This window comes from Yersinia antarctica (genome assembly GCF_056636475.1).
Genome location: NZ_JBSJQF010000001.1, coordinates 3498629 through 3517800, shown reverse-complemented (window position 1 = coordinate 3517800; position 19172 = coordinate 3498629). Strand labels below are relative to the sequence as shown.

The following is a 19172-nucleotide window of genomic DNA, read 5'->3' as shown; positions in this document are numbered from 1 at the left end:
CATATCCAGCAGAATCTACTGTGCACTTTACGCGGGAATGCGGGTGGAAACGTGAAGAAAATATGGAGAACCTGTAAAAAACCTCGATAAAACTGAGTTAATCCATCTCAATGTAGAAAATAATGATAAACAGGTGTTTTTTCTGGCATCAGGTAAACTGATTATATCCCAAGAATTTAGCGTGGCAGCCTTGTTGCGATGTTAAATGGGTAGGGAATAGCAGTCACTCAAAATAGGAATTTTTATGGAGCTAAATCCAGTGTTTGCCCGCCGTATCTATCTCTGCTGGTTAATCAGCAGTGGTGACTCGCTTAATGTACCGCGCTTGATGGAATTGACCGGCTGGCCACGGCGCACCTTGCAAGATGTCTTGAAGGCGCTACCCGGTTTGGGTATCACTCTGACTTTTGTGCAGTGTGGCGTGCGCAATAACGCGGGTTATTACCAGTTAGATAGTTGGGGGCCACTGAACAAAAAATGGATATACGATAACCATGATTTTATTTTAGCGGCCATTGAGTAGCCTGACAGCCAGCGAGTAGTTTGGTGGCTATTAAATAATTGGGTGGTGGTTAGTACTTTTTATTTTCCAAAAACAGAATGGTTGCTGCCACTCGCGAACGCACATTTAACTTACGTAATAAATTACGAATATGTACTTTTACGGTTTCTTCTGAAATGTGTAATTCAAATGCGACTTGCTTATTGGACATACCGCGCGCCACTTCTTGCAGCACATCTAATTCGCGCTCGGTTAACTCGGAGAAAGGATTAATCTCTTCATGGCGGGAGGATAAGTATTGTGCAACTTCATTGCTGAATACATTCTCGCCACGCGCTGCCTGACGGATATTTTCCAGTAATACTTCCGGTTCGCTATCTTTGAGCAGATAACCATCAGCACCGGCATCAATCATGGCATATACATCGCTGCGCGCATCAGAAACCGTCAGCACGATAATTCGCGCATCAATCCCGTCATGTCGTAATGCTTTTAGGGTATCTAGCCCAGACATCCCTTTCATATTCAGATCGAGCAGAATGACATCCGGCTGACATTTGGCCGCTTCGGTAATAGCCTCACTGCCGCAGTTAGCTTCGGCAACGACATCAAAACTGTGGTCCATCTCAAGTAATTGCCGAATACCACGGCGCATAAGGGGATGGTCATCAACGATCATAATGGTGTGACTTTTGGTCATATAAGTAATGTCCCTGTAACCGATATATGCCCATTATCTTGCAAATTGCATCGGGGGATTGGCGGTTGATGTTACTCGGCCACTGTGAGCGGTGAGCACATCTGTTCCTGACCGCCTTCCTGCACTTTGTAATCTATTGGGTATAGACGTTAAATATTTTGGCTGTTGAATACAGATTATTTTCGATAGCCAATTTAGCAGGCTACGTTATCCATTATTGTTAGTAAAACTGCGATCTAAGTGTACCTCAAAACTGAGGCCAAATTCATTTAACCGCAACAGTTTACCTGAAGAAATAATTACCAAAGTATCATCTTGTTTGATAGCTATTCTCATTAAACAAATCGTTATATAAAAAAGGTAATAACGCAAATAGATTTAACAGTGACAAACTGCGTAAATAACCACTAAATTAATTGATCTTGCTCAATATCTACCACCGATTAACCCTAAAGAGTAATTATTTTATTACTCATTATTCTGTATCTAATACCTAAACACTGGGGAAATCCTTTAATAAAAATAAGAATTATTATCACCAGCCAATGTAAACCTCTGGGCTTTGAATGAACTCTCTCTATCGCACATGCGGGCGCGCCAGTAGATGTTAAGGATATCAGTATGACTGATTTATCACGGCGTAAATTGCTGACTGGCCTTTGGCAAGCAGATAAACGAGAACTTTCAGCGCATAGGCCCCCCTGGTCGGTGATGGAAGCCGATTTTATTGCTGGCTGTACCCGCTGTCATGCCTGTGTGACTGCCTGTGAAACCGGTGTATTGGTGGTTGGCAGTGGCGGATTCCCCGAAATAGATTTCCAACGTGCTGAATGTAGTTTTTGCCAGGCCTGTGTACAGGTGTGTGAGGCGGGTGTTTTTACCGCAACAGCTCTGACGCCCTGGCGACTTAAAATCAACATTTCAGAGCGCTGTTTACCTTTCCACAATATTGAATGCCGTAGCTGTCAGGATAGCTGTGAGAGTAGGGCAATTCGATTTCGTCCGCGCGTAAACGGCATTGCTCAGCCCGAATTAGACCTTCCTGCTTGTAACGGATGTGGTGCCTGTGTGCCCAGTTGTCCGGTTCAGGCAGTAACCCTTACCCGGAGTGAAGATGGACGATAAAGAATGGCATGTCTGTGGATTGGTGCTGCAAGCCAAACCGGCGCGAATTGCACAACTGATCGACGACCTGTTGGCTATCCCGGGAACAGAAATACCCACCAGTGATGCCACTCTGGGCAAGTTGGTGGTGGTTATGCAGGCGGCGCGCTCAGACGTGCTCCTGAATCATATTGAGTCAGCACGTAATCTGGATGGTGTGCTGGCTGTATCGCTGGTTTATCACCAGCAGGAAAGCCAAGGTGAGGAAATGCCATGAAACTCAGCCGCCGGGATTTTATGAAGGCCAATGCTGCGGTAGCCGCAGCCGCAGCCGCCGGATTGACCATACCTACTGTCGCTAAAGCCGTGGTGGGTGAAACAACAAATGCAATAAAATGGGACAAAGCACCTTGCCGATTCTGTGGCACGGGCTGCGGTGTATTGGTCGGAACACAAAATGGCCGTATCGTGGCGTCGCAAGGGGATCCCGACTCACCGGTTAACCGTGGGCTAAACTGCGTCAAAGGCTATTTCCTGCCGAAAATCCTGTATGGCAAAGACCGACTGACTCAACCGCTGCTGCGCATGAAAGACGGTCAGTATGATAAAGAAGGTGATTTTACCCCGATAAGTTGGGAAAAAGCCTTTGATATCATGGAACTGAAGTTCAAAAACGCGCTAAAAGAAAAAGGCCCAACCTCGGTGGGTATGTTCGGCTCCGGCCAATGGACGGTATGGGAGGGCTATGCGGCTTCCAAGTTGCTGAAAGCAGGCTTCCGTTCCAACAATCTGGACCCGAATGCTCGTCATTGTATGGCCTCTTCGGTGGTGGGTTTTATGCGTACCTTTGGTATGGATGAACCTATGGGTTGCTTCGATGATATTGAAGAAGCAGATGCATTCGTGCTCTGGGGATCCAATATGGCCGAAATGCACCCGATTTTGTGGTCGCGCATGACCAGCCGCCGCCTGAGCGATGACAATGTCAGGATCGCCGTCCTTTCTACCTTTGAGCACCGTAGTTTTGAGCTGGCAGATAACCCGATCGTCTTCACGCCACAGACCGATCTGGCCATCATGAATTACATCGCCAATTACATTATCCAGAATAATGCTGTTGATCAGGGTTTCCTCGACCGCCATGTGAATTTCCGCCGTGGTGCCACCGATATCGGTTATGGTCTGCGCCCAACCCATCCGTTGGAAAAAGCCGCCAAGAATCCGGGTAGTGATGCCTCCGAGCCGATGAGTTTTGATGATTTCAAAGCCTTTGTCGCGGAATATACCCTAGAGAAAACCGCTAAAATGAGCGGCGTGCCGGAGGACCAACTGGTGTCGTTGGCGCAGTTGTATGCTGATCCGAAAGTAAAATTAGTCTCCTACTGGACCATGGGTTTTAACCAACACACCCGCGGGGTTTGGGCCAACAACATGTGCTACAACCTGCACCTGTTAACCGGCAAAATCTCTAAACCGGGGTCTGGCCCATTCTCTCTGACCGGCCAGCCTTCTGCTTGTGGCACAGCCCGTGAAGTGGGGACCTTCTCCCATCGTCTACCGGCAGATATGGTGGTGACCAACGAAAAACATCGCCAGATTGCTGAAACCAAGTGGCAACTGCCTGCCGGCACTATCCCTGAGAAAGTGGGGCTGCATGCGGTGGCGCAAGACCGCGCGCTAAAAGACGGCACCCTTAATGCTTACTGGGTGATGTGTAATAACAACATGCAAGCGGGTCCGAATATCAATGAAGAGCGCATGCCGGGTTGGCGTGATCCGCGCAACTTTATTGTGGTATCTGACCCTTATCCCACTATCAGTGCACTGGCTGCTGATCTTATTTTACCGACTGCGATGTGGGTGGAAAAAGAGGGGGCTTATGGCAATGCAGAGCGGCGCACCCAATTCTGGCGTCAGCAAGTCCCAGCGCCAGGTGAGGCGAAATCTGACTTATGGCAGATTGTCGAGTTCGCCAAACGCTTCAAAGTGGAAGATGTTTGGCCTGCTGAGTTGGTCGATAAAAAACCGGAGTATCGCGGTAAGACGTTGTATGACGTGCTGTTTGCCAACGATGTGGTCAGCAAATATCCACTGAGTGAAATACCCGCCGACCAACTGAACGACGAAGCACGTGATTTCGGCTTCTACATTCAGAAAGGGCTGTTTGAAGAGTATGCCGATTTTGGTCGCGGACACGGCCATGATTTAGCGCCGTTTGACCGTTATCACCAAGAGCGCGGTCTGCGCTGGCCGGTAGTCAATGGTAAAGAAACGCTCTGGCGTTACCGTGAGGGGTTCGATCCCTTCGTGCCGAAAGGCGAAGAGGTGCGTTTCTACGGTAAACCTGATGGCAAGGCAGTAATCTTTGCGCTGCCCTACGAGCCTGCGGCTGAAAGCCCGGATCAGGAATATGACTTGTGGCTCTCTACCGGCCGTGTGCTGGAACATTGGCATACCGGTTCCATGACCCGTCGCGTCCCTGAGTTACACCGCGCTTTCCCTGAAGCGGTGCTATTCATTCACCCACTGGATGCCAAAGCCCGTGATTTGCGGCGTGGTGACAAAGTGAAAGTGATTTCACGGCGTGGCGAAGTGACCTCATTGGTGGAAACCCGTGGCCGTAACCGCCCACCGCAAGGACTGGTGTATATGCCGTTCTTCGATGCTGCACAGTTGGTCAATAACCTGACGCTGGATGCCACCGATCCGTTATCCAAAGAAACTGACTTCAAAAAATGTGCAGTGAAGTTGGCACGGGTAGTGGCGTAATTGCTCATGCCTGCCCTGCGGGGCAGGCATGAGCAGCCAGTTATAACCCTCATCCAGGGATGCTCAGGAAAAGACGGTGTACTCAGGAGAAAATAATGAATAACACGATTTTTAAATCATTAAACCGCCGGTTTTTGTCAGTTATATCGCTGCTGGCGGTGTTGGTGATCGCCGGTGCAGCCACTGCTGCCAGCAATGTTGAAATGGACTTGACTCAATCACCAGAAGTCTCTGGCACGGCTGAAGGCAAAGTGAAAATGCCGAAACAACAACAGCGCATGGCATTGAACTATGTTAACCAACCCCCGCTGATCCCGCATAGCGTGGATGGCTATCAAGTCAGTAAAAATACCAACCGTTGCCTGCAATGCCATGGTGTGGAGCACTATCGCACCACTGGAGCACCGCGTGTCAGCCCAACTCACTTTATTGACCGTGATGGCAAAGTATCGAGTGAAGTCTCACCACGTCGCTATTTCTGCCTGCAATGCCATGTGCCACAAACCGATGCCGCACCGATTGTCGGTAACAGCTTCCAGCCAGCCCCTGGCTTTGGCCAATAACCGAAATGAGCGATAAGCGAGATAAGTTATGAGCGAAACTAAAAAGCCCGGTGTTATCAGACGTACATGGCAGTGGTGGCGCAGGCCAAGCCGGCTGGCGCTCGGGACTTTACTGCTAATTGGCTTTGTCAGTGGCATCATTTTCTGGGGTGGATTTAACACCGGCATGGAGATGGCGAATACTGAGAAATTCTGTATTAGCTGTCATGAGATGAAAGATAACGTTTATCAGGAATATATGGGGACCATCCACTACAGCAACCGCAGTGGTGTGAAGGCGACCTGCCCGGATTGTCACGTTCCCCATGAGTGGGGGCCAAAGATGCTGCGTAAAATCAAGGCGAGTAAAGAGCTGTATGCCAAGGCTTTCGGCCTGATTGATACCCCGCAAAAGTTTGAGGCTCACCGCCTAACCATGGCCGAAAATGAGTGGGCGCGAATGAAAGCCAATGGCTCGCAAGAGTGCCGTAACTGCCATAATTTCGACAATATGGACTTCACCGCACAAAAAACGGTCGCGGCGAAAATGCACAGTAAGGCGATAACCGAAGGGAAAACCTGTATCGACTGCCACAAAGGGATAGCCCATAAGTTACCGGATATGAAGGATATTCCTACCGGCTTCTAACCGACCTCTTTCGTCGTGCTTTTCGCTGTTGAGATGCCCTGTTGACGTTGTGTCGACAGGGCATTTTTATTGCTTTATTGTGTCACTGCTCGCATAATGAGACCTGTTAACAGGTCTTTTTGAGGTGCCTATGCCAAGTATAATTTTGACTGATACCAGTGCCAGCGTGAGCGAACTGAAAAAAAATCCAATGGCAACAGTGAACGCTGGGGCCGGTTTCCCCGTAGCTATCCTGAACCGCAATCAACCCGCATTCTATTGTGTACCCGCAGAACTGTATGAACAAATAATGGAAGCGCTTGATGATCACGAATTAGCTGAGTTGGTTAACAGGCGGCGCCATCAACCCTTGCTTGATATCGATTTGGATAGCTATCTATGACCTATGCCGTTAAGTTCAGAGAAGAAGCGCTAAAGGAATGGCACAAACTGGATAAGACGATACAACAGCAATTTGCCAAGAAATTAAAAAAGTGCAGCGATAATCCACATATTGAAAGCGCTAAACTACGTGGTATGAAAAACTGCTACAAAATTAAATTACGATCCTCTGGATTTCGATTAGTGTATGAAGTTATCGATGATGTGTTGATCGTTGCTGTGGTTGCAGTAGGAAAAAGAGATCGTAGCGAGGTGTATAACCTTGCAAGTGACCGATTACGCTAATGACTATTAACCAGATTAGAGAAGGGTTTATGTCAGTCAAAATTGAAAATATTCAGAGTGAATTATTATCCAAAAACTGGTTCAAACTACACAAATACACCTTTGATTTAATAACTGATAACGGGACTCCGGTACAACAGATTCGCGAAGTGTATGACCGGGGTAACGGCGCAACCATTCTGCTGTATAACCGCCAGAAGGGTACCGTGGTACTGATTGAACAATTCCGCATGCCAACCTATGTGAATGGCAATCCTAGTGGCATGTTGCTGGAAGCCTGTGCCGGTTTGCTGGATAACGACTCACCGGAAGAGTGTATCCGCCGTGAAGCGATGGAAGAGACGGGTTATCAGGTTGATAAAGTGCAGAAGCTGTTTGAAGCTTATATGTCGCCGGGTGGCGTGACTGAAATCGTCTATTTCTTTGCGGCGGAATATCATCCAGATCAGAAAATTACTGATGATGTCGGCGTGGAGGATGAGGTGATCGACGTGGTTGAATTATCGTTTAGCGAAGCCATTGCCATGATTGCTGATGGCCGCATTAAAGATGGTAAGACGATTATGTTATTGCAATACGCCCAAATTCATAATTGGTTCAAATAAATACCTTTCTTACCGATATTGCCGTGATGTTAGCGGCATTCACTCCCCCGATTGTTGACTATCCTCTCTGATTGATAAGTAAATTCTTCAATTGAAGCAAAAATGTTATGCAGAGTATGGCCTGCTTCATAGATTGTGATAAATCACTCACTATACTGGTTCTGTTATTGGTCATATATACCCTTCGACCTTGAAACCACCGTGGTGTTAGCTAAGTTCACTGACCCGAATCACTTATCATCGTGCGCTTATCGGGATTGGTTCACTTGCTGCCTACCTGCAATTTCAAGTTTATTGGGTATAACCTCGAAGAATAAAATCAAAGGGAACCTACAATGGACGAACAGTTGAAACAGAGTGCGCTTGATTTTCACCAATATCCAACCCCAGGGAAAATTCAGGTGTCGCCAACCAAACCGCTAGCAACCCAACGGGATTTGGCGCTGGCTTACTCGCCTGGTGTGGCGGCTCCGTGTTTAGAAATTGCCGCTGATCCTTTGGCTGCTTACAAATACACGGCGCGCGGCAATCTGGTTGCTGTGATTTCCAATGGTACTGCGGTGCTGGGACTGGGCAATATTGGCGCATTGGCCGGTAAACCGGTAATGGAAGGTAAGGGCGTTCTGTTTAAGAAATTTTCAGGTATTGATGTATTTGATATTGAAGTGGATGAACTCGATCCAGACAAATTGATTGATATTATCGCGTCGCTGGAACCGACATTCGGTGGCATTAATCTGGAAGATATCAAAGCACCGGAATGTTTCTATATTGAGCAAAAATTGCGTGAACGCATGAAGATCCCGGTATTCCACGATGATCAGCATGGCACGGCGATTATCTGCACCGCTGCGGTACTCAATGGCCTGCGGGTAGTGAAGAAAGACATCAGCGATGTGAAACTGGTAGTATCAGGGGCAGGGGCGGCATCGATTGCCTGTTTAAACCTGCTGGTGGCGCTGGGATTAAAACATCACAATATCACTGCATGCGATTCCAAAGGTGTGATTTATAAAGGCCGTGAGGCCAATATGGCACAAACCAAAGCGGCGTATGCGATTGAAGATAACGGTCAACGCACGCTGGGTGATGCGATGCCAGGTGCGGACATCTTCCTCGGCTGTTCTGGCCCGGGGGTTTTAACTCAGGACATGGTGAAAACCATGGCACCGAACCCACTGATTTTGGCACTGGCGAACCCGGAACCAGAGATCCTGCCGCCGTTGGCGAAAGCGGTGCGCCCTGATGCGATTATTTGCACTGGCCGCTCGGATTATCCAAATCAGGTTAACAACGTACTGTGCTTCCCATTCATCTTCCGTGGCGCGCTGGATGTCGGTGCCACCACCATTAATGAAGAGATGAAACTGGCTTGTGTGCATGCCATTGCGGATCTGGCGCTGGCTGAGCAGAGTGATGTGGTGGCATCCGCTTATGGTGAGCAAGACCTCTCCTTTGGCCCTGAGTACATAATTCCTAAACCATTCGACCCGCGTCTGATTGTAAAAATTGCACCGGCAGTGGCCAAAGCGGCGATGGACTCTGGTGTGGCAACCCGGCCAATTGCCGATTTTAGTGCTTACATCGAAAAGCTGTCTGAGTTTGTCTACAAAACTAACCTGTTTATGAAACCTATCTTCTCGCAGGCGAAGAAAGAGATGAAACGGGTGGTATTGGCGGAAGGGGAAGAAGAGCGGGTGCTGCATGCTACTCAGGAGTTGATCTCGCAGGAACTGGCTTATCCTATTCTGATTGGCCGCCCGAGTGTGATTGAGACCCGACTGAAGAAGTTGGGCCTGCAAATTACAGCAGGTAAAGACTTTGAGGTGGTTAACAATGAATCCGATTCGCGTTTTAACGAGTACTGGCAAGAGTATTATCAAATCATGAAACGTCGTGGCGTCTCGCAAGAGCAAGCCCGTCGTGCAGTGATTGGTAATCCCACACTGATTGGTTCGATCATGGTGCATCGTGGTGAAGCTGATGCAATGATTTGTGGCACTATCGGTACCTACCATGAACATTACGATGTGGTAGAGAAAGTATTCGGTTTCCGTGAAGGTGCTCATGTGGCGGGTGCGATGAATGCACTGTTGCTACCCACCGGTAACACTTTTATTGCGGATACTTATGTCAATGATGATCCGACACCAGAGCAGTTGGCTGAGATTACCTTAATGGCCGCTGAAACTGTGCGTCGCTTCGGGATTGAACCGAAAGTGGCACTGTTATCTCACTCCAGCTTTGGCACCTCAGACTGCCCAGCCGCGCGTAAAATGCGCCGCACGTTGGAATTGGTTAATCAGATGGCACCAGAGCTGGAAATTGACGGTGAGATGCATGGTGATGCCGCGCTGGTGGAAAGTATTCGCCATAACCTGATGCCAGACAGCCCATTGAAAGGTGCTGCCAACGTGTTGATTATGCCGAATATGGAAGCGGCACGTATCAGTTACAACCTGCTGCGGGTGACATCATCGGAAGGGGTGACGGTTGGGCCAGTGCTGATGGGGGTGGCGAAACCGGTGCATATCTTGACGCCAATTGCTTCAGTGCGTCGGATCGTGAATATGGTGGCGTTAGCGGTGGTTGAAGCACAAACCGAGCCTTTATAAATATGCTTTATCCTTGGCATTGCCGCGTTGTTAGCGGCTTTCGCTCACCCGAGTCACTTACCTGTGTAAGCTCATCGGGATTTACTCAACTGCTGCCTGACTGCAATGCCAATGACTTTGAGTATTCCTATTACTAACCTCAACCCGCTTCGGCGGGTTTTTGCTTATAGGCTTCTGGCTGCTTGCTGTAACCACTTATCCAGTTCGTTGGCAAATTGCTGGCGGTCACGCTGATTTAAGGTGTTAGGCCCACCGGTTTGAATACCGCTGGCGCGCATGGTATCCATAAAGTCACGCATATTCAGCCGTTCACGAATGGTATCTGGCGTATAGCGCTCACCCCGTGGATTCAGGGCGATACCGCCTTTGTCTATCACTTCGGCGGCCAGGGGAATATCTGCCGTGATAACCAGATCATTTTTCTCCACCCGTTGCACGATCTCATTATCGGCAACATCAAAACCGGAGGCGACTTGTAAGGTACGGATAAATTTTGATGGCGGGGTTTTCAATGGCTGATTAGCCACCAGCGTGACCATCATGCCGGTACGATCTGCGGCGCGAAATAACACCTCTTTAATCACATTCGGACAGGCGTCCGCATCAACCCAAATTTGCATCAGTGCTGTTCTCCGGTCGCTAGCCACTCTTTTACGGGCAGAAAATCGCGATACAGCGCCGCTTCAGCGCTATCTTCTGCCGGCTGATAGTTATATTCCCAGCGCACCAGGGGTGGTAGCGACATCAAAATAGATTCGGTACGACCACCGGTTTGCAAACCGAACAAGGTGCCACGGTCCCACACCAGATTAAATTCCACATAACGGCCACGGCGATAAAGTTGGAACTGACGCTCGCGCTCCCCCCAACTCAATGCTTTGCGCCGTGCAACAATTGGCATATAAGCATCAAGGAAACCATCACCTACCGCCTGAGTGAAGCGGAAACAGGTATCAAAATCAGGGCTATTCAAGTCATCGTAAAACAGGCCACCAATGCCTCGCGCTTCATTGCGATGCTTGATATAGAAGTAATCGTCACACCATTTTTTATAGCGTGGGTAGATTTCTTTACCAAAAGGTTGGCACAACTGATGGGCGGTCTGATGCCAGTGAATAGCATCTTCTTCAAAGCCGTAGTAAGGGGTTAAATCGAAACCGCCACCAAACCACCACACTGGATCTTCGCCAGGTTTCTCAGCAATAAAGAAACGCACATTGGCATGGCTGGTGGGCAGATAAGGGCTTAGTGGATGAATCACCAGCGACACCCCAAGTGCCTGAAAACTACGACCGGCCAATTCGGGGCGATGCGCAGTAGCGGATGCGGGTAATGCTGCACCAGATACCTGAGAGAAATTAACCCCCGCCTGTTCAAATACCACCCCATTAACCAATACCCGACTGCGCCCGCCGCCGCCTTCTTCGCGGGTCCAGCTCTCTTCTGTGAAGCTTGCACCGCCATCGGCATGTGTCAGTGCGGCACAGATTTTATCCTGCAAAGCTAGCAGGTAGGTTTTGATTTGGGTGATATCGGGTGAATTCATCAGCGAGGGTTCTATTAGCTTGCAAATATTTAGGGGCCAAGTATACCCCGATTCGCCGCCATTATTGTACTTTCTGTGTGGATTAGCGGCTATTAAGCTACAAGATCGGCAAGATTTATCTGCTTCTTCTCAAATATCATTACTCACTATCACGGTGGGAAATATCACTTTAATATTGCGTGATATAATATTGCCACGATAATCAGAATATCCATATTACTCAAGGGTGCGAACATCCATGGAAATCCGCGTATTCCAGCAAGACGATTTTGAAGAAGTGATTCTGCTGTGGGAGCATTGCGACTTACTGCGGCCTTGGAATGATCCAGAAATGGATATTGAGCGTAAGTTGAATCACTCGCCCGAACTGTTTTTAGTAGCGGAAGTGAGTGGGGCGATTGTAGGGTCAATCATGGGCGGTTACGATGGCCACCGTGGCTCGGCTTATTATCTGGGGGTCCATCCTGACTTCCGTGGCCGTGGCTTTGCCAATGCGCTGATCAGCCGCCTCGAGAAGAAACTTATCGCCCGTGGCTGCCCGAAGCTGAATATCATGGTGCGCGAAGACAATGACGCGGTCATTGGTATGTATGAAAAGCTCGATTACGAAACCCAAGACAGCATCATGCTGGGCAAACGGCTGATTGTGGATCAGGAATATTGAGGTCGCCCTATTGGCCTCACCCTTAATATGGCAATAACCCTATCCCCAAAAGCTGATAAAGCCGCAGAGGATAGGGTAAAGATTAATTACTTAATCTTGGTAATACTTTTCACATCAACTTCTACCGAGTTCCAGTCTTTATCAACTTCGCCTTCGATTTGGACTTTATCTTGTGGCGAGATGGTTTGACCGTTCCAGCGCTTGTTATCAATATCAACGGTAATGGTACCGGTGCTGTCGCGGAAGGTGTAAGTATCGTGGCCAAGGCGCTCGACAATATTCCCTTGTAGAGTGACATGGGTGTCATCACGCATGGTTTTGACTTTATCTACCGTGGTATTGGTCGCACTTGGACCCGAGAATCCGCCCTGAGTCGTCGGTTGTGTCTGTGTTGCTGCCGGGCCATCGAAGCCCCCTTGTGCTGTGGCACTCTGTGCCAGCAATGGCGTGCTGCATAACATAACCAAGGCTGCCGCTAAGGTTAATTTCTTCATTTTATTGCTCCTTCAATGCATGAATTATTAGGTTTGAAAACAAAAATTACACAAGCCTTTGTGGTACCCAATAGTAGACCAAATTTGCGTTAAGGCGTGCTGAAGTATTGCAATACGATGGCCGCGAGTCTATCCGATTAGACCTATTTATTGGTTATAACAATTAAAGCCGGTAGTGTTATGGCACTTTTTTAGCTGTGTGGACTCAAACCACTGGTTATCATTTTTAAACTGCGCATGTAGATGCCCTCTGTAGCTTGTACAATGCAGAACAGCTTACCGGATGCGGTGGTTTTATAAGGAGCTTTAGATGAATATTCGCCCACGGTTATCTGGGGTGAGATTGTTATTACTGGGTGCCCCTTTGTTGTTAGCCGGGTGCTCAACCATGTCAGGTTTTTCCTGGTCCAGTCTGTCACCACTGAATTGGTTTGGCAGCAGCAGTATGCAGGTGACTGATCAGGGTGTTGGCGGAATTACCGCCACTACTGCGTTGACTGAGAGTGACATCAAAGAGGGGTTAAAAGGCGATTTCCGGCTGCGTAGCGGTATGGCGACCAACGACGGTAAATTGATTTCCTTCTATCAGGCGATGAAAGAGAACCAAATCAAACTGGTTATCTCAGGGCAACCGAAAGGCACGGTAGAGCGCATTGATGTTTTGGATAAGTCTATTCCCAGCCAATGGGGTGTTACGATTGGTACACCATTTAGTGAACTATATAAAAAAGCCTTTGGTGTTTGCCGCAAAGGTAGCGGTGATGATAGTGCGCAAATAGAGTGTGCGGCACCGGACAGCAAGCACGTCAGCTATTTATTTGATGGCGACTGGCATGGTCCTGAAGGTTTAATGCCATCCGATGATACATTGCAAAGTTGGAAAGTGAGCAAGATTATCTGGCGAGCTAAAGGCGAATAACCATCCCTTAGTTCCTGACGTTATAGCAGTGTTAGCGGCACTCATTACTCGGCCCATTATTTGGGCATCTGAAGGTGAGGCCGCTGCAAACCGCGTCCAAATTGGCTTCTGGCAGATTTATCATTACTTTGGCTCTCTTCTGTGAATTAGCTAATAATATTCCCACCTTTGGTCTCATTTCCTCCGCCTAAATTTATTTTGCGTTGCCGCAAGGTAATCCTAATCGGTTCAGCTATTATATTCGCCATAATTAACACCGATATTTTGTGAGGAACCAAACATGACTCAAGTTCAGAGTGGCATTCTGATGGAACATTGTCGTTTTGCCATTTTTATGGAAGCAAAAGTACAGGGCGAGCTAGATGCTATTCGTCAGGGGTGCAAACAATTCTGTCAGTCATTGCAGGAGTTACAGCAAAAATTTCCTAACGAGTATTTAGGTGCTGTGATTGCTTTTGGTTCTGATATTTGGCATGACCTATCCGGTGGTAAAGGGGCTAATGAGTTAAAACCTTTTGTGCCATTAGGCAAAGCACCAATGGTTGCCCCCGCAACACAACGCGATTTATTGATTCATATTCAGTCATTGCGTCAGGATATCAACTTTACTTTAGCCCAGGCCGCGATGGCTGCTTTTGGCGATGTGATCACCGTTGAAGAAGAGACACATGGCTTTCGCTGGGTAGAAGAACGTGATTTTACTGGTTTTATTGATGGCACCGAAAACCCACAAGGGGATAGCCGCTCGGAAGTGGCGGTGATTGCGGACGGTGAAGAAGATGCCGGTGGCAGCTATGTGTTAGTACAGCGTTATGAGCACGACCTGAAAAAATGGCAGCGTATTCCTGAACATAAGCAAGAGCAAATTGTTGGGCGTACCAAGCATGCCAGCGAAGAATTGCCATCAGATAAGCGCCCGGAGACCTCCCATGTTAGCCGGGTCGATTTAAAAGAAAATGGCAAAGGATTGAAAATTCTGCGTCAAAGCTTGCCTTACGGTACCGCCAGTGGCAAACACGGTTTGTACTTTATTGCTTATTGCGCACGCTTACATAATATCGAACAACAATTATTAAGTATGTTTGGCTCGATAGACGGTAAGCACGATCTGTTATTAGGTTTCAGTAAGCCAGTGACCGGTAGTTATTACTTCGCACCGTCGCTGACTCAATTATTATCGTTGTAATGACGAAAGGCTGAAGGGCCGGTTTTTCGCAACCGACAATTTTTACTCAATAAGTCTTTTCTATCACCCGGTGCCGGTTGGCCGGGTTTTTTAATGGGCAAAAGGGAGTGGCTTGCGACCAGCGTTGTTGCTGGCTTAGAGCATTTGATACTTGAACATCACTAAACGGTATATAAAAGCATTATAGGTATGCACCTAGTTATAAATACACTGAAGATATTAAAGGCACTGTTCACATTTAATGACATGCCTGTCGGATGAACTCAGTGAATAAGGTGCAGCATGAAACAGACTTCAGTGAAGAACGGTACACGTAAAGGATGGCACCGTGTTGCCTTATTAAGCGCGTTAATTTTCGGCAGTGCAACTGCCTCTGCCACTGAGTTACTTAACAGCTCTTATGATGTTTCCCGCGAGTTATTCACGGCCCTCAATCCCGGCTTCCAGCAACAGTGGGAGCAGCAAAATCCCGGCGACAAGCTGACCATCAAACAATCTCATGCTGGGTCGTCTAAACAGGCACTGGCTATCTTACAGGGCTTGAAAGCAGATGTGGTGACTTATAACCAAGTCACCGATGTGCAGATCCTACATGACCGGGGCAATCTGATCCCGGCCGACTGGCAGGCGCGGTTACCTAATAACAGCTCACCGTTTTATTCCACCATGGCATTCCTAGTACGTAAGGGTAATCCAAAGAATATCCACAACTGGGATGATCTGGTGCGTGAAGACGTCAAACTGGTGTTCCCGAATCCAAAAACTTCCGGTAATGGCCGTTACACCTATCTGGCGGCATGGGGTGCTACCCAACAAGCGAATGGTAAGGATGAGGCTAAAACCCGCGACTGGATGAAGCGTTTCCTGACCAATGTAGTGGTGTTTGATACTGGTGGCCGTGGTGCTACCACCACCTTCGTTGAACGCGGGTTGGGTGATGTACTGATCAGTTTTGAATCGGAAGTTAACAATATCCGTAAAGAGTATGGCAGTGATAAATACGAAGTAATTGTCCCGCCGGTAGATATTTTGGCTGAATTCCCGGTGGCCTGGGTGGATAAAAATGTCGAGAAGAATGGCACTGAGAAAGCGGCTAAAGCTTATCTCAACTATCTCTACAGTCCGCCAGCACAGCAAGTGATCACCAGCTTTAATTATCGGGTTTACGACAAAGCGGCAATGGAAGCGGCCAAGTCTCAATTCCCACAAACCAAACTATTCCGTGTTGAAGATCAATTCGGTAGCTGGCCGCAGGTGATGAGTACTCATTTCGTGACTGGCGGCGTGCTGGATAAATTGTTAGCGCAAGGGCATCAGTAATGTTGTCGGCATCCAGTAAACGGGTTCTGCCCGGATTTACCCTCAGTCTCGGGAGCAGCCTGCTTTACACCTGCCTGATCTTATTATTACCGCTCAGCGCGTTAGTCATGCAGGTTGCACAGATGAGTTGGACCCAGTACTGGGAGGTGATTACTAACCCCCAAGTGGTCGCTGCTTATAAAGTGACCTTACTGGCCGCAGGCGTCGCCAGCGTATTTAATGCGGTTTTCGGTATGTTGATGGCGTGGATTCTGACCCGCTATCAGTTCCCCGGCCGCAGTTTGTTGGATGGTTTGATGGATTTGCCGTTCGCCTTACCCACGGCGGTGGCGGGTCTGACATTAGCAACGCTATTTTCGACCACCGGTTGGTACGGTGCCTGGTTGAACGAACTGGGGATTAAAGTCTCCTTTACCTGGTTGGGGATTGCCGTGGCGATGGCGTTTACCAGCTTGCCGTTTGTGGTGCGCACAGTACAACCGGTGTTGGAAGAATTGGGTCCCGAATATGAAGAAGCCGCGGAAACTCTCGGCGCCAGCCGTTGGCAGAGCTTCCGGCTGGTGGTGATGCCAGAACTGGCTCCGGCATTACTGGCAGGCACTGCTTTATCCTTTACCCGCAGTCTGGGGGAGTTTGGCGCAGTTATCTTTATCGCCGGTAACATTGCCTGGAAGACCGAAGTGACCTCGCTGATGATCTTCATCCGACTACAAGAATTTGATTACCCGGCTGCCAGTGCAATTGCTTCCGTTATTCTGGCCGTTTCATTGGTATTGCTGTTTGGTATTAACACGTTACAAAGCCGCTTTGGTCGGCGGATAGGCGGGCACTGATGGCTGATATCACTGAATTTAACGGCGTAGCTCGCCCACCCATCAATTGGGGTAAATGGACCCTGATCGCCATCGGCGCGGTGTTCTCATTTTTACTGTTAGTGATCCCGATGGTGTGGATCTTTATCACTGCTTTTTCCAAAGGGATAGCGGTGGTCGGGCAGAATTTATTAGACCCGGACATGTTGCATGCCATTTGGCTGACAGTGCTGGTGGCACTGATTACGGTGCCGGTGAATTTGGTGTTTGGTGTGGTACTGGCATGGTTGGTGACGCGGTTTGTATTTCCTGGCCGCCAGTTATTGATGACCCTAATTGATATTCCGTTTGCGGTCTCACCGGTAGTCGCCGGCCTGATGTATCTGCTGTTTTACGGTTCAAATGGTGTGGTGGGGGGCTGGCTAGATTCTCACGACATTCAATTGATGTTCTCGTGGCCCGGTATGGTGTTGGTCACCATTTTCGTCACCTGCCCATTTGTGGTGCGTGAACTGGTGCCGGTGATGATGAGTCAGGGCAGCCAGGAAGATGAAGCCGCAGTATTACTGGGTGCATCCGGCTGGCAGATGTTCCGCCGGGTAACGTTACCGAACATTCGCTGGGCATTGTTGTATGGCGTGGTGTTGACCAATGCCCGCGCCATTGGCGAGTTCGGGGCAGTCTCGGTGGTATCCGGTTCTATTCGTGGCGAAACCTACACCTTGCCACTGCAAGTTGAGTTGTTGCATCAGGATTACAATACTGCCGGGGCATTTACCGCCGCGGCGTTACTGACCCTGATGGCAATATTGACCCTTTTTCTGAAAAGCGGCCTGCAATGGCGCTTAGCGCGTCAGGTTGTTCGTCTCGAACAGGAGCAAAAGCATGAGCATTGAGATTGATAATATCAGCAAGTATTTTGGTCGCACCAAGGTACTGAATGACATCCGGCTTGATATTCCTTCTGGCCAGATGGTGGCTTTGCTTGGTCCTTCCGGTTCGGGGAAAACGACCCTTCTGCGCATTATTGCCGGGCTGGAGAACCAGAACGCTGGACGTTTAAGTTTCCATGGCACTGACGTTAGCCGCCTGCATGCCCGTGATCGACGTGTCGGGTTCGTTTTTCAGCATTACGCCTTGTTCCGCCATATGACAGTATTCGATAACATTGCATTTGGTTTGACGGTGTTACCGCGCCGTGAACGGCCGAATGCGGCAGCTATCAAACAGAAGGTGGAGCAACTGTTGGAGATGGTGCAATTAGGTCATCTTGCCAGCCGTTACCCATCACAACTTTCTGGTGGGCAGAAACAGCGTGTGGCCCTGGCGCGGGCGTTGGCCGTCGAGCCACAAATTCTGTTGCTGGATGAGCCATTCGGTGCGCTGGATGCACAGGTGCGTAAAGAGTTACGTCGCTGGTTGCGTCAGTTACATGAAGAGCTGAAATTTACCAGCGTCTTCGTCACTCATGATCAGGAAGAAGCCATGGAAGTTGCTGATCGGGTGGTGGTGATGAGTCAGGGTAATATCGAGCAGGTCGGGACGCCAGATGAAGTGTGGCGCTACCCTGCGACCCGCTTTGTGCTGGAATTCCTGGGCGAAGTTAATCGCTTGAGTGGGGAGATTCGAGGCTCACAACTCTATATTGGCGCGCACCACTGGCCGCTGGATTTGGCCCCAATGCATCAGGGCAGTGTTGATTTATTCTTGCGTCCGTGGGAGATGGAAGTCAATACACACGCCAGTGATCGTTGCCCACTGCCAGTACAAGTGCTTGAAGTCAGCCCGCGTGGTCACTTCTGGCAACTGACGGTGCAACCTATTGGTTGGCATCAGGATCCTATCAGCGTGGTACTGCCGGAAGGCGAAATTGACGCCCCGGTGCGCGGTAACCGTTATTATGTGGGCGGGTTAAATGCACGCTTATATTCTGGCGACCAATTATTACAACCCATTGCTTTAGCCCAAAGCGCCTGATAAGTTTTTCTTCTTTTGGTAAACATAGAATTATACCCAACGTCATTGGAGTGGCAGCAAGGCAGCTAACGAGCGAATCCCGATGAGCTTACATAAGTAAGT

At 48.8% G+C, this 19172-nt stretch carries 21 protein-coding genes; 17 read left to right on the top strand and 4 right to left on the bottom strand.

Annotation, left to right across the window (positions count from 1 at the left end):
- Positions 1-244 precede the first annotated feature (244 nt).
- The gene (locus ACWJJO_RS16355; protein WP_083163336.1) at positions 245-523 is read left to right on the top strand and encodes a winged helix-turn-helix domain-containing protein; all 279 of its coding nucleotides are present in this window, start codon (positions 245-247) and stop codon (positions 521-523) included.
- A 49-nt stretch (positions 524-572) separates the two neighbouring features.
- On the opposite strand, the gene narP is transcribed toward ACWJJO_RS16355, so the two are convergent.
- A complete protein-coding gene (narP, locus tag ACWJJO_RS16350) occupies positions 573-1202 on the bottom strand; it encodes a nitrate/nitrite response regulator protein NarP (RefSeq protein ID WP_372569445.1) in 630 nt (209 codons plus the stop codon).
- A 621-nt stretch (positions 1203-1823) separates the two neighbouring features.
- Between narP and napF the strand changes: the two genes are divergently transcribed.
- The 9 genes from napF to maeB all read left to right on the top strand — a co-directional run bounded on the left by napF (position 1824) and on the right by maeB (position 10152).
- Positions 1824-2327 (top strand): ferredoxin-type protein NapF, encoded by a 504-nt coding sequence (napF, locus tag ACWJJO_RS16345; protein WP_083163341.1) that lies wholly within the window; start codon positions 1824-1826, stop codon positions 2325-2327.
- A complete protein-coding gene (gene napD / locus ACWJJO_RS16340; protein ID WP_083163344.1) occupies positions 2317-2583 on the top strand; it encodes a chaperone NapD in 267 nt (88 codons plus the stop codon). Before napF ends, napD begins: the two co-directional genes overlap by 11 nt.
- On the top strand, positions 2580-5075 hold the full coding sequence (gene napA, locus ACWJJO_RS16335) for a nitrate reductase catalytic subunit NapA (protein WP_442847639.1): 2496 nt from the start codon (positions 2580-2582) through the stop codon (positions 5073-5075). The genes napD and napA overlap by 4 nt, the downstream gene beginning before the upstream one ends.
- A 95-nt stretch (positions 5076-5170) precedes the next feature.
- Complete coding sequence (napB, locus tag ACWJJO_RS16330) at positions 5171-5638, top strand: nitrate reductase cytochrome c-type subunit (RefSeq protein ID WP_442847640.1); 468 nt, start codon at positions 5171-5173, stop codon at positions 5636-5638.
- Positions 5639-5666: 28 nt separating this feature from the next.
- A complete protein-coding gene (gene napC, locus ACWJJO_RS16325; RefSeq protein ID WP_083163350.1) occupies positions 5667-6266 on the top strand; it encodes a cytochrome c-type protein NapC in 600 nt (199 codons plus the stop codon).
- 130 nt (positions 6267-6396) lie between these two features.
- Positions 6397-6648 carry a type II toxin-antitoxin system Phd/YefM family antitoxin gene (locus ACWJJO_RS16320; RefSeq protein ID WP_032905973.1) on the top strand — a complete coding sequence of 84 codons (252 nt, stop codon included), beginning with the start codon at positions 6397-6399 and terminating at the stop codon, positions 6646-6648.
- Positions 6645-6932 carry a type II toxin-antitoxin system RelE family toxin gene (locus ACWJJO_RS16315; RefSeq protein WP_042568392.1) on the top strand — a complete coding sequence of 96 codons (288 nt, stop codon included), beginning with the start codon at positions 6645-6647 and terminating at the stop codon, positions 6930-6932. Before ACWJJO_RS16320 ends, ACWJJO_RS16315 begins: the two co-directional genes overlap by 4 nt.
- Before the next feature lie 29 nt (positions 6933-6961).
- On the top strand, positions 6962-7537 hold the full coding sequence (nudK, locus tag ACWJJO_RS16310; protein ID WP_083164148.1) for a GDP-mannose pyrophosphatase NudK: 576 nt from the start codon (positions 6962-6964) through the stop codon (positions 7535-7537).
- Between the two features lie 335 nt (positions 7538-7872).
- The gene (gene maeB / locus ACWJJO_RS16305) at positions 7873-10152 is read left to right on the top strand and encodes an NADP-dependent oxaloacetate-decarboxylating malate dehydrogenase (RefSeq protein WP_083163356.1); all 2280 of its coding nucleotides are present in this window, start codon (positions 7873-7875) and stop codon (positions 10150-10152) included.
- Positions 10153-10316: 164 nt separating this feature from the next.
- On the opposite strand, the gene ACWJJO_RS16300 is transcribed toward maeB, so the two are convergent.
- Both ACWJJO_RS16300 and hemF read right to left on the bottom strand, forming a co-directional pair.
- Positions 10317-10772 (bottom strand): YaiI/YqxD family protein, encoded by a 456-nt coding sequence (locus ACWJJO_RS16300; protein ID WP_083163358.1) that lies wholly within the window; start codon positions 10770-10772, stop codon positions 10317-10319.
- Positions 10772-11698 (bottom strand): oxygen-dependent coproporphyrinogen oxidase, encoded by a 927-nt coding sequence (hemF, locus tag ACWJJO_RS16295; RefSeq protein WP_083163361.1) that lies wholly within the window; start codon positions 11696-11698, stop codon positions 10772-10774. Before hemF ends, ACWJJO_RS16300 begins: the two co-directional genes overlap by 1 nt.
- Before the next feature lie 238 nt (positions 11699-11936).
- On the opposite strand from hemF, the gene ACWJJO_RS16290 reads away from it, so the two are divergent.
- Positions 11937-12362 carry a GNAT family acetyltransferase gene (locus ACWJJO_RS16290; RefSeq protein WP_005183815.1) on the top strand — a complete coding sequence of 142 codons (426 nt, stop codon included), beginning with the start codon at positions 11937-11939 and terminating at the stop codon, positions 12360-12362.
- Between the two features lie 86 nt (positions 12363-12448).
- Here ACWJJO_RS16290 and ACWJJO_RS16285 read toward each other — a convergent pair whose 3' ends face one another.
- Positions 12449-12856: a YgiW/YdeI family stress tolerance OB fold protein gene (locus tag ACWJJO_RS16285; protein WP_372569443.1), complete on the bottom strand. Its 408-nt coding sequence runs from the start codon at positions 12854-12856 to the stop codon at positions 12449-12451.
- A gap of 310 nt (positions 12857-13166) precedes the next feature.
- Between ACWJJO_RS16285 and ACWJJO_RS16280 the strand changes: the two genes are divergently transcribed.
- The 6 genes from ACWJJO_RS16280 (at position 13167) to cysA (ending at position 19070) form a co-directional block, all read left to right on the top strand.
- Positions 13167-13775, top strand: a complete 609-nt coding sequence (locus ACWJJO_RS16280; protein WP_083163391.1) for an RpoE-regulated lipoprotein — start codon at positions 13167-13169, stop codon at positions 13773-13775.
- A gap of 280 nt (positions 13776-14055) precedes the next feature.
- Positions 14056-14961, top strand: coding sequence for a Dyp-type peroxidase (locus tag ACWJJO_RS16275; RefSeq protein WP_083163393.1), 906 nt, complete (start codon positions 14056-14058; stop codon positions 14959-14961).
- A 282-nt stretch (positions 14962-15243) separates the two neighbouring features.
- Positions 15244-16281, top strand: a complete 1038-nt coding sequence (locus ACWJJO_RS16270; protein WP_083163396.1) for a sulfate ABC transporter substrate-binding protein — start codon at positions 15244-15246, stop codon at positions 16279-16281.
- A complete protein-coding gene (cysT, locus tag ACWJJO_RS16265; protein ID WP_083163399.1) occupies positions 16281-17114 on the top strand; it encodes a sulfate/thiosulfate ABC transporter permease CysT in 834 nt (277 codons plus the stop codon). The genes ACWJJO_RS16270 and cysT overlap by 1 nt, the downstream gene beginning before the upstream one ends.
- Positions 17114-17989 carry a sulfate/thiosulfate ABC transporter permease CysW gene (cysW, locus tag ACWJJO_RS16260; RefSeq protein ID WP_083163401.1) on the top strand — a complete coding sequence of 292 codons (876 nt, stop codon included), beginning with the start codon at positions 17114-17116 and terminating at the stop codon, positions 17987-17989. Before cysT ends, cysW begins: the two co-directional genes overlap by 1 nt.
- Positions 17979-19070, top strand: a complete 1092-nt coding sequence (gene cysA / locus ACWJJO_RS16255) for a sulfate/thiosulfate ABC transporter ATP-binding protein CysA (protein ID WP_083163403.1) — start codon at positions 17979-17981, stop codon at positions 19068-19070. Before cysW ends, cysA begins: the two co-directional genes overlap by 11 nt.
- The last annotated feature ends 102 nt before the right edge of the window (positions 19071-19172 follow it).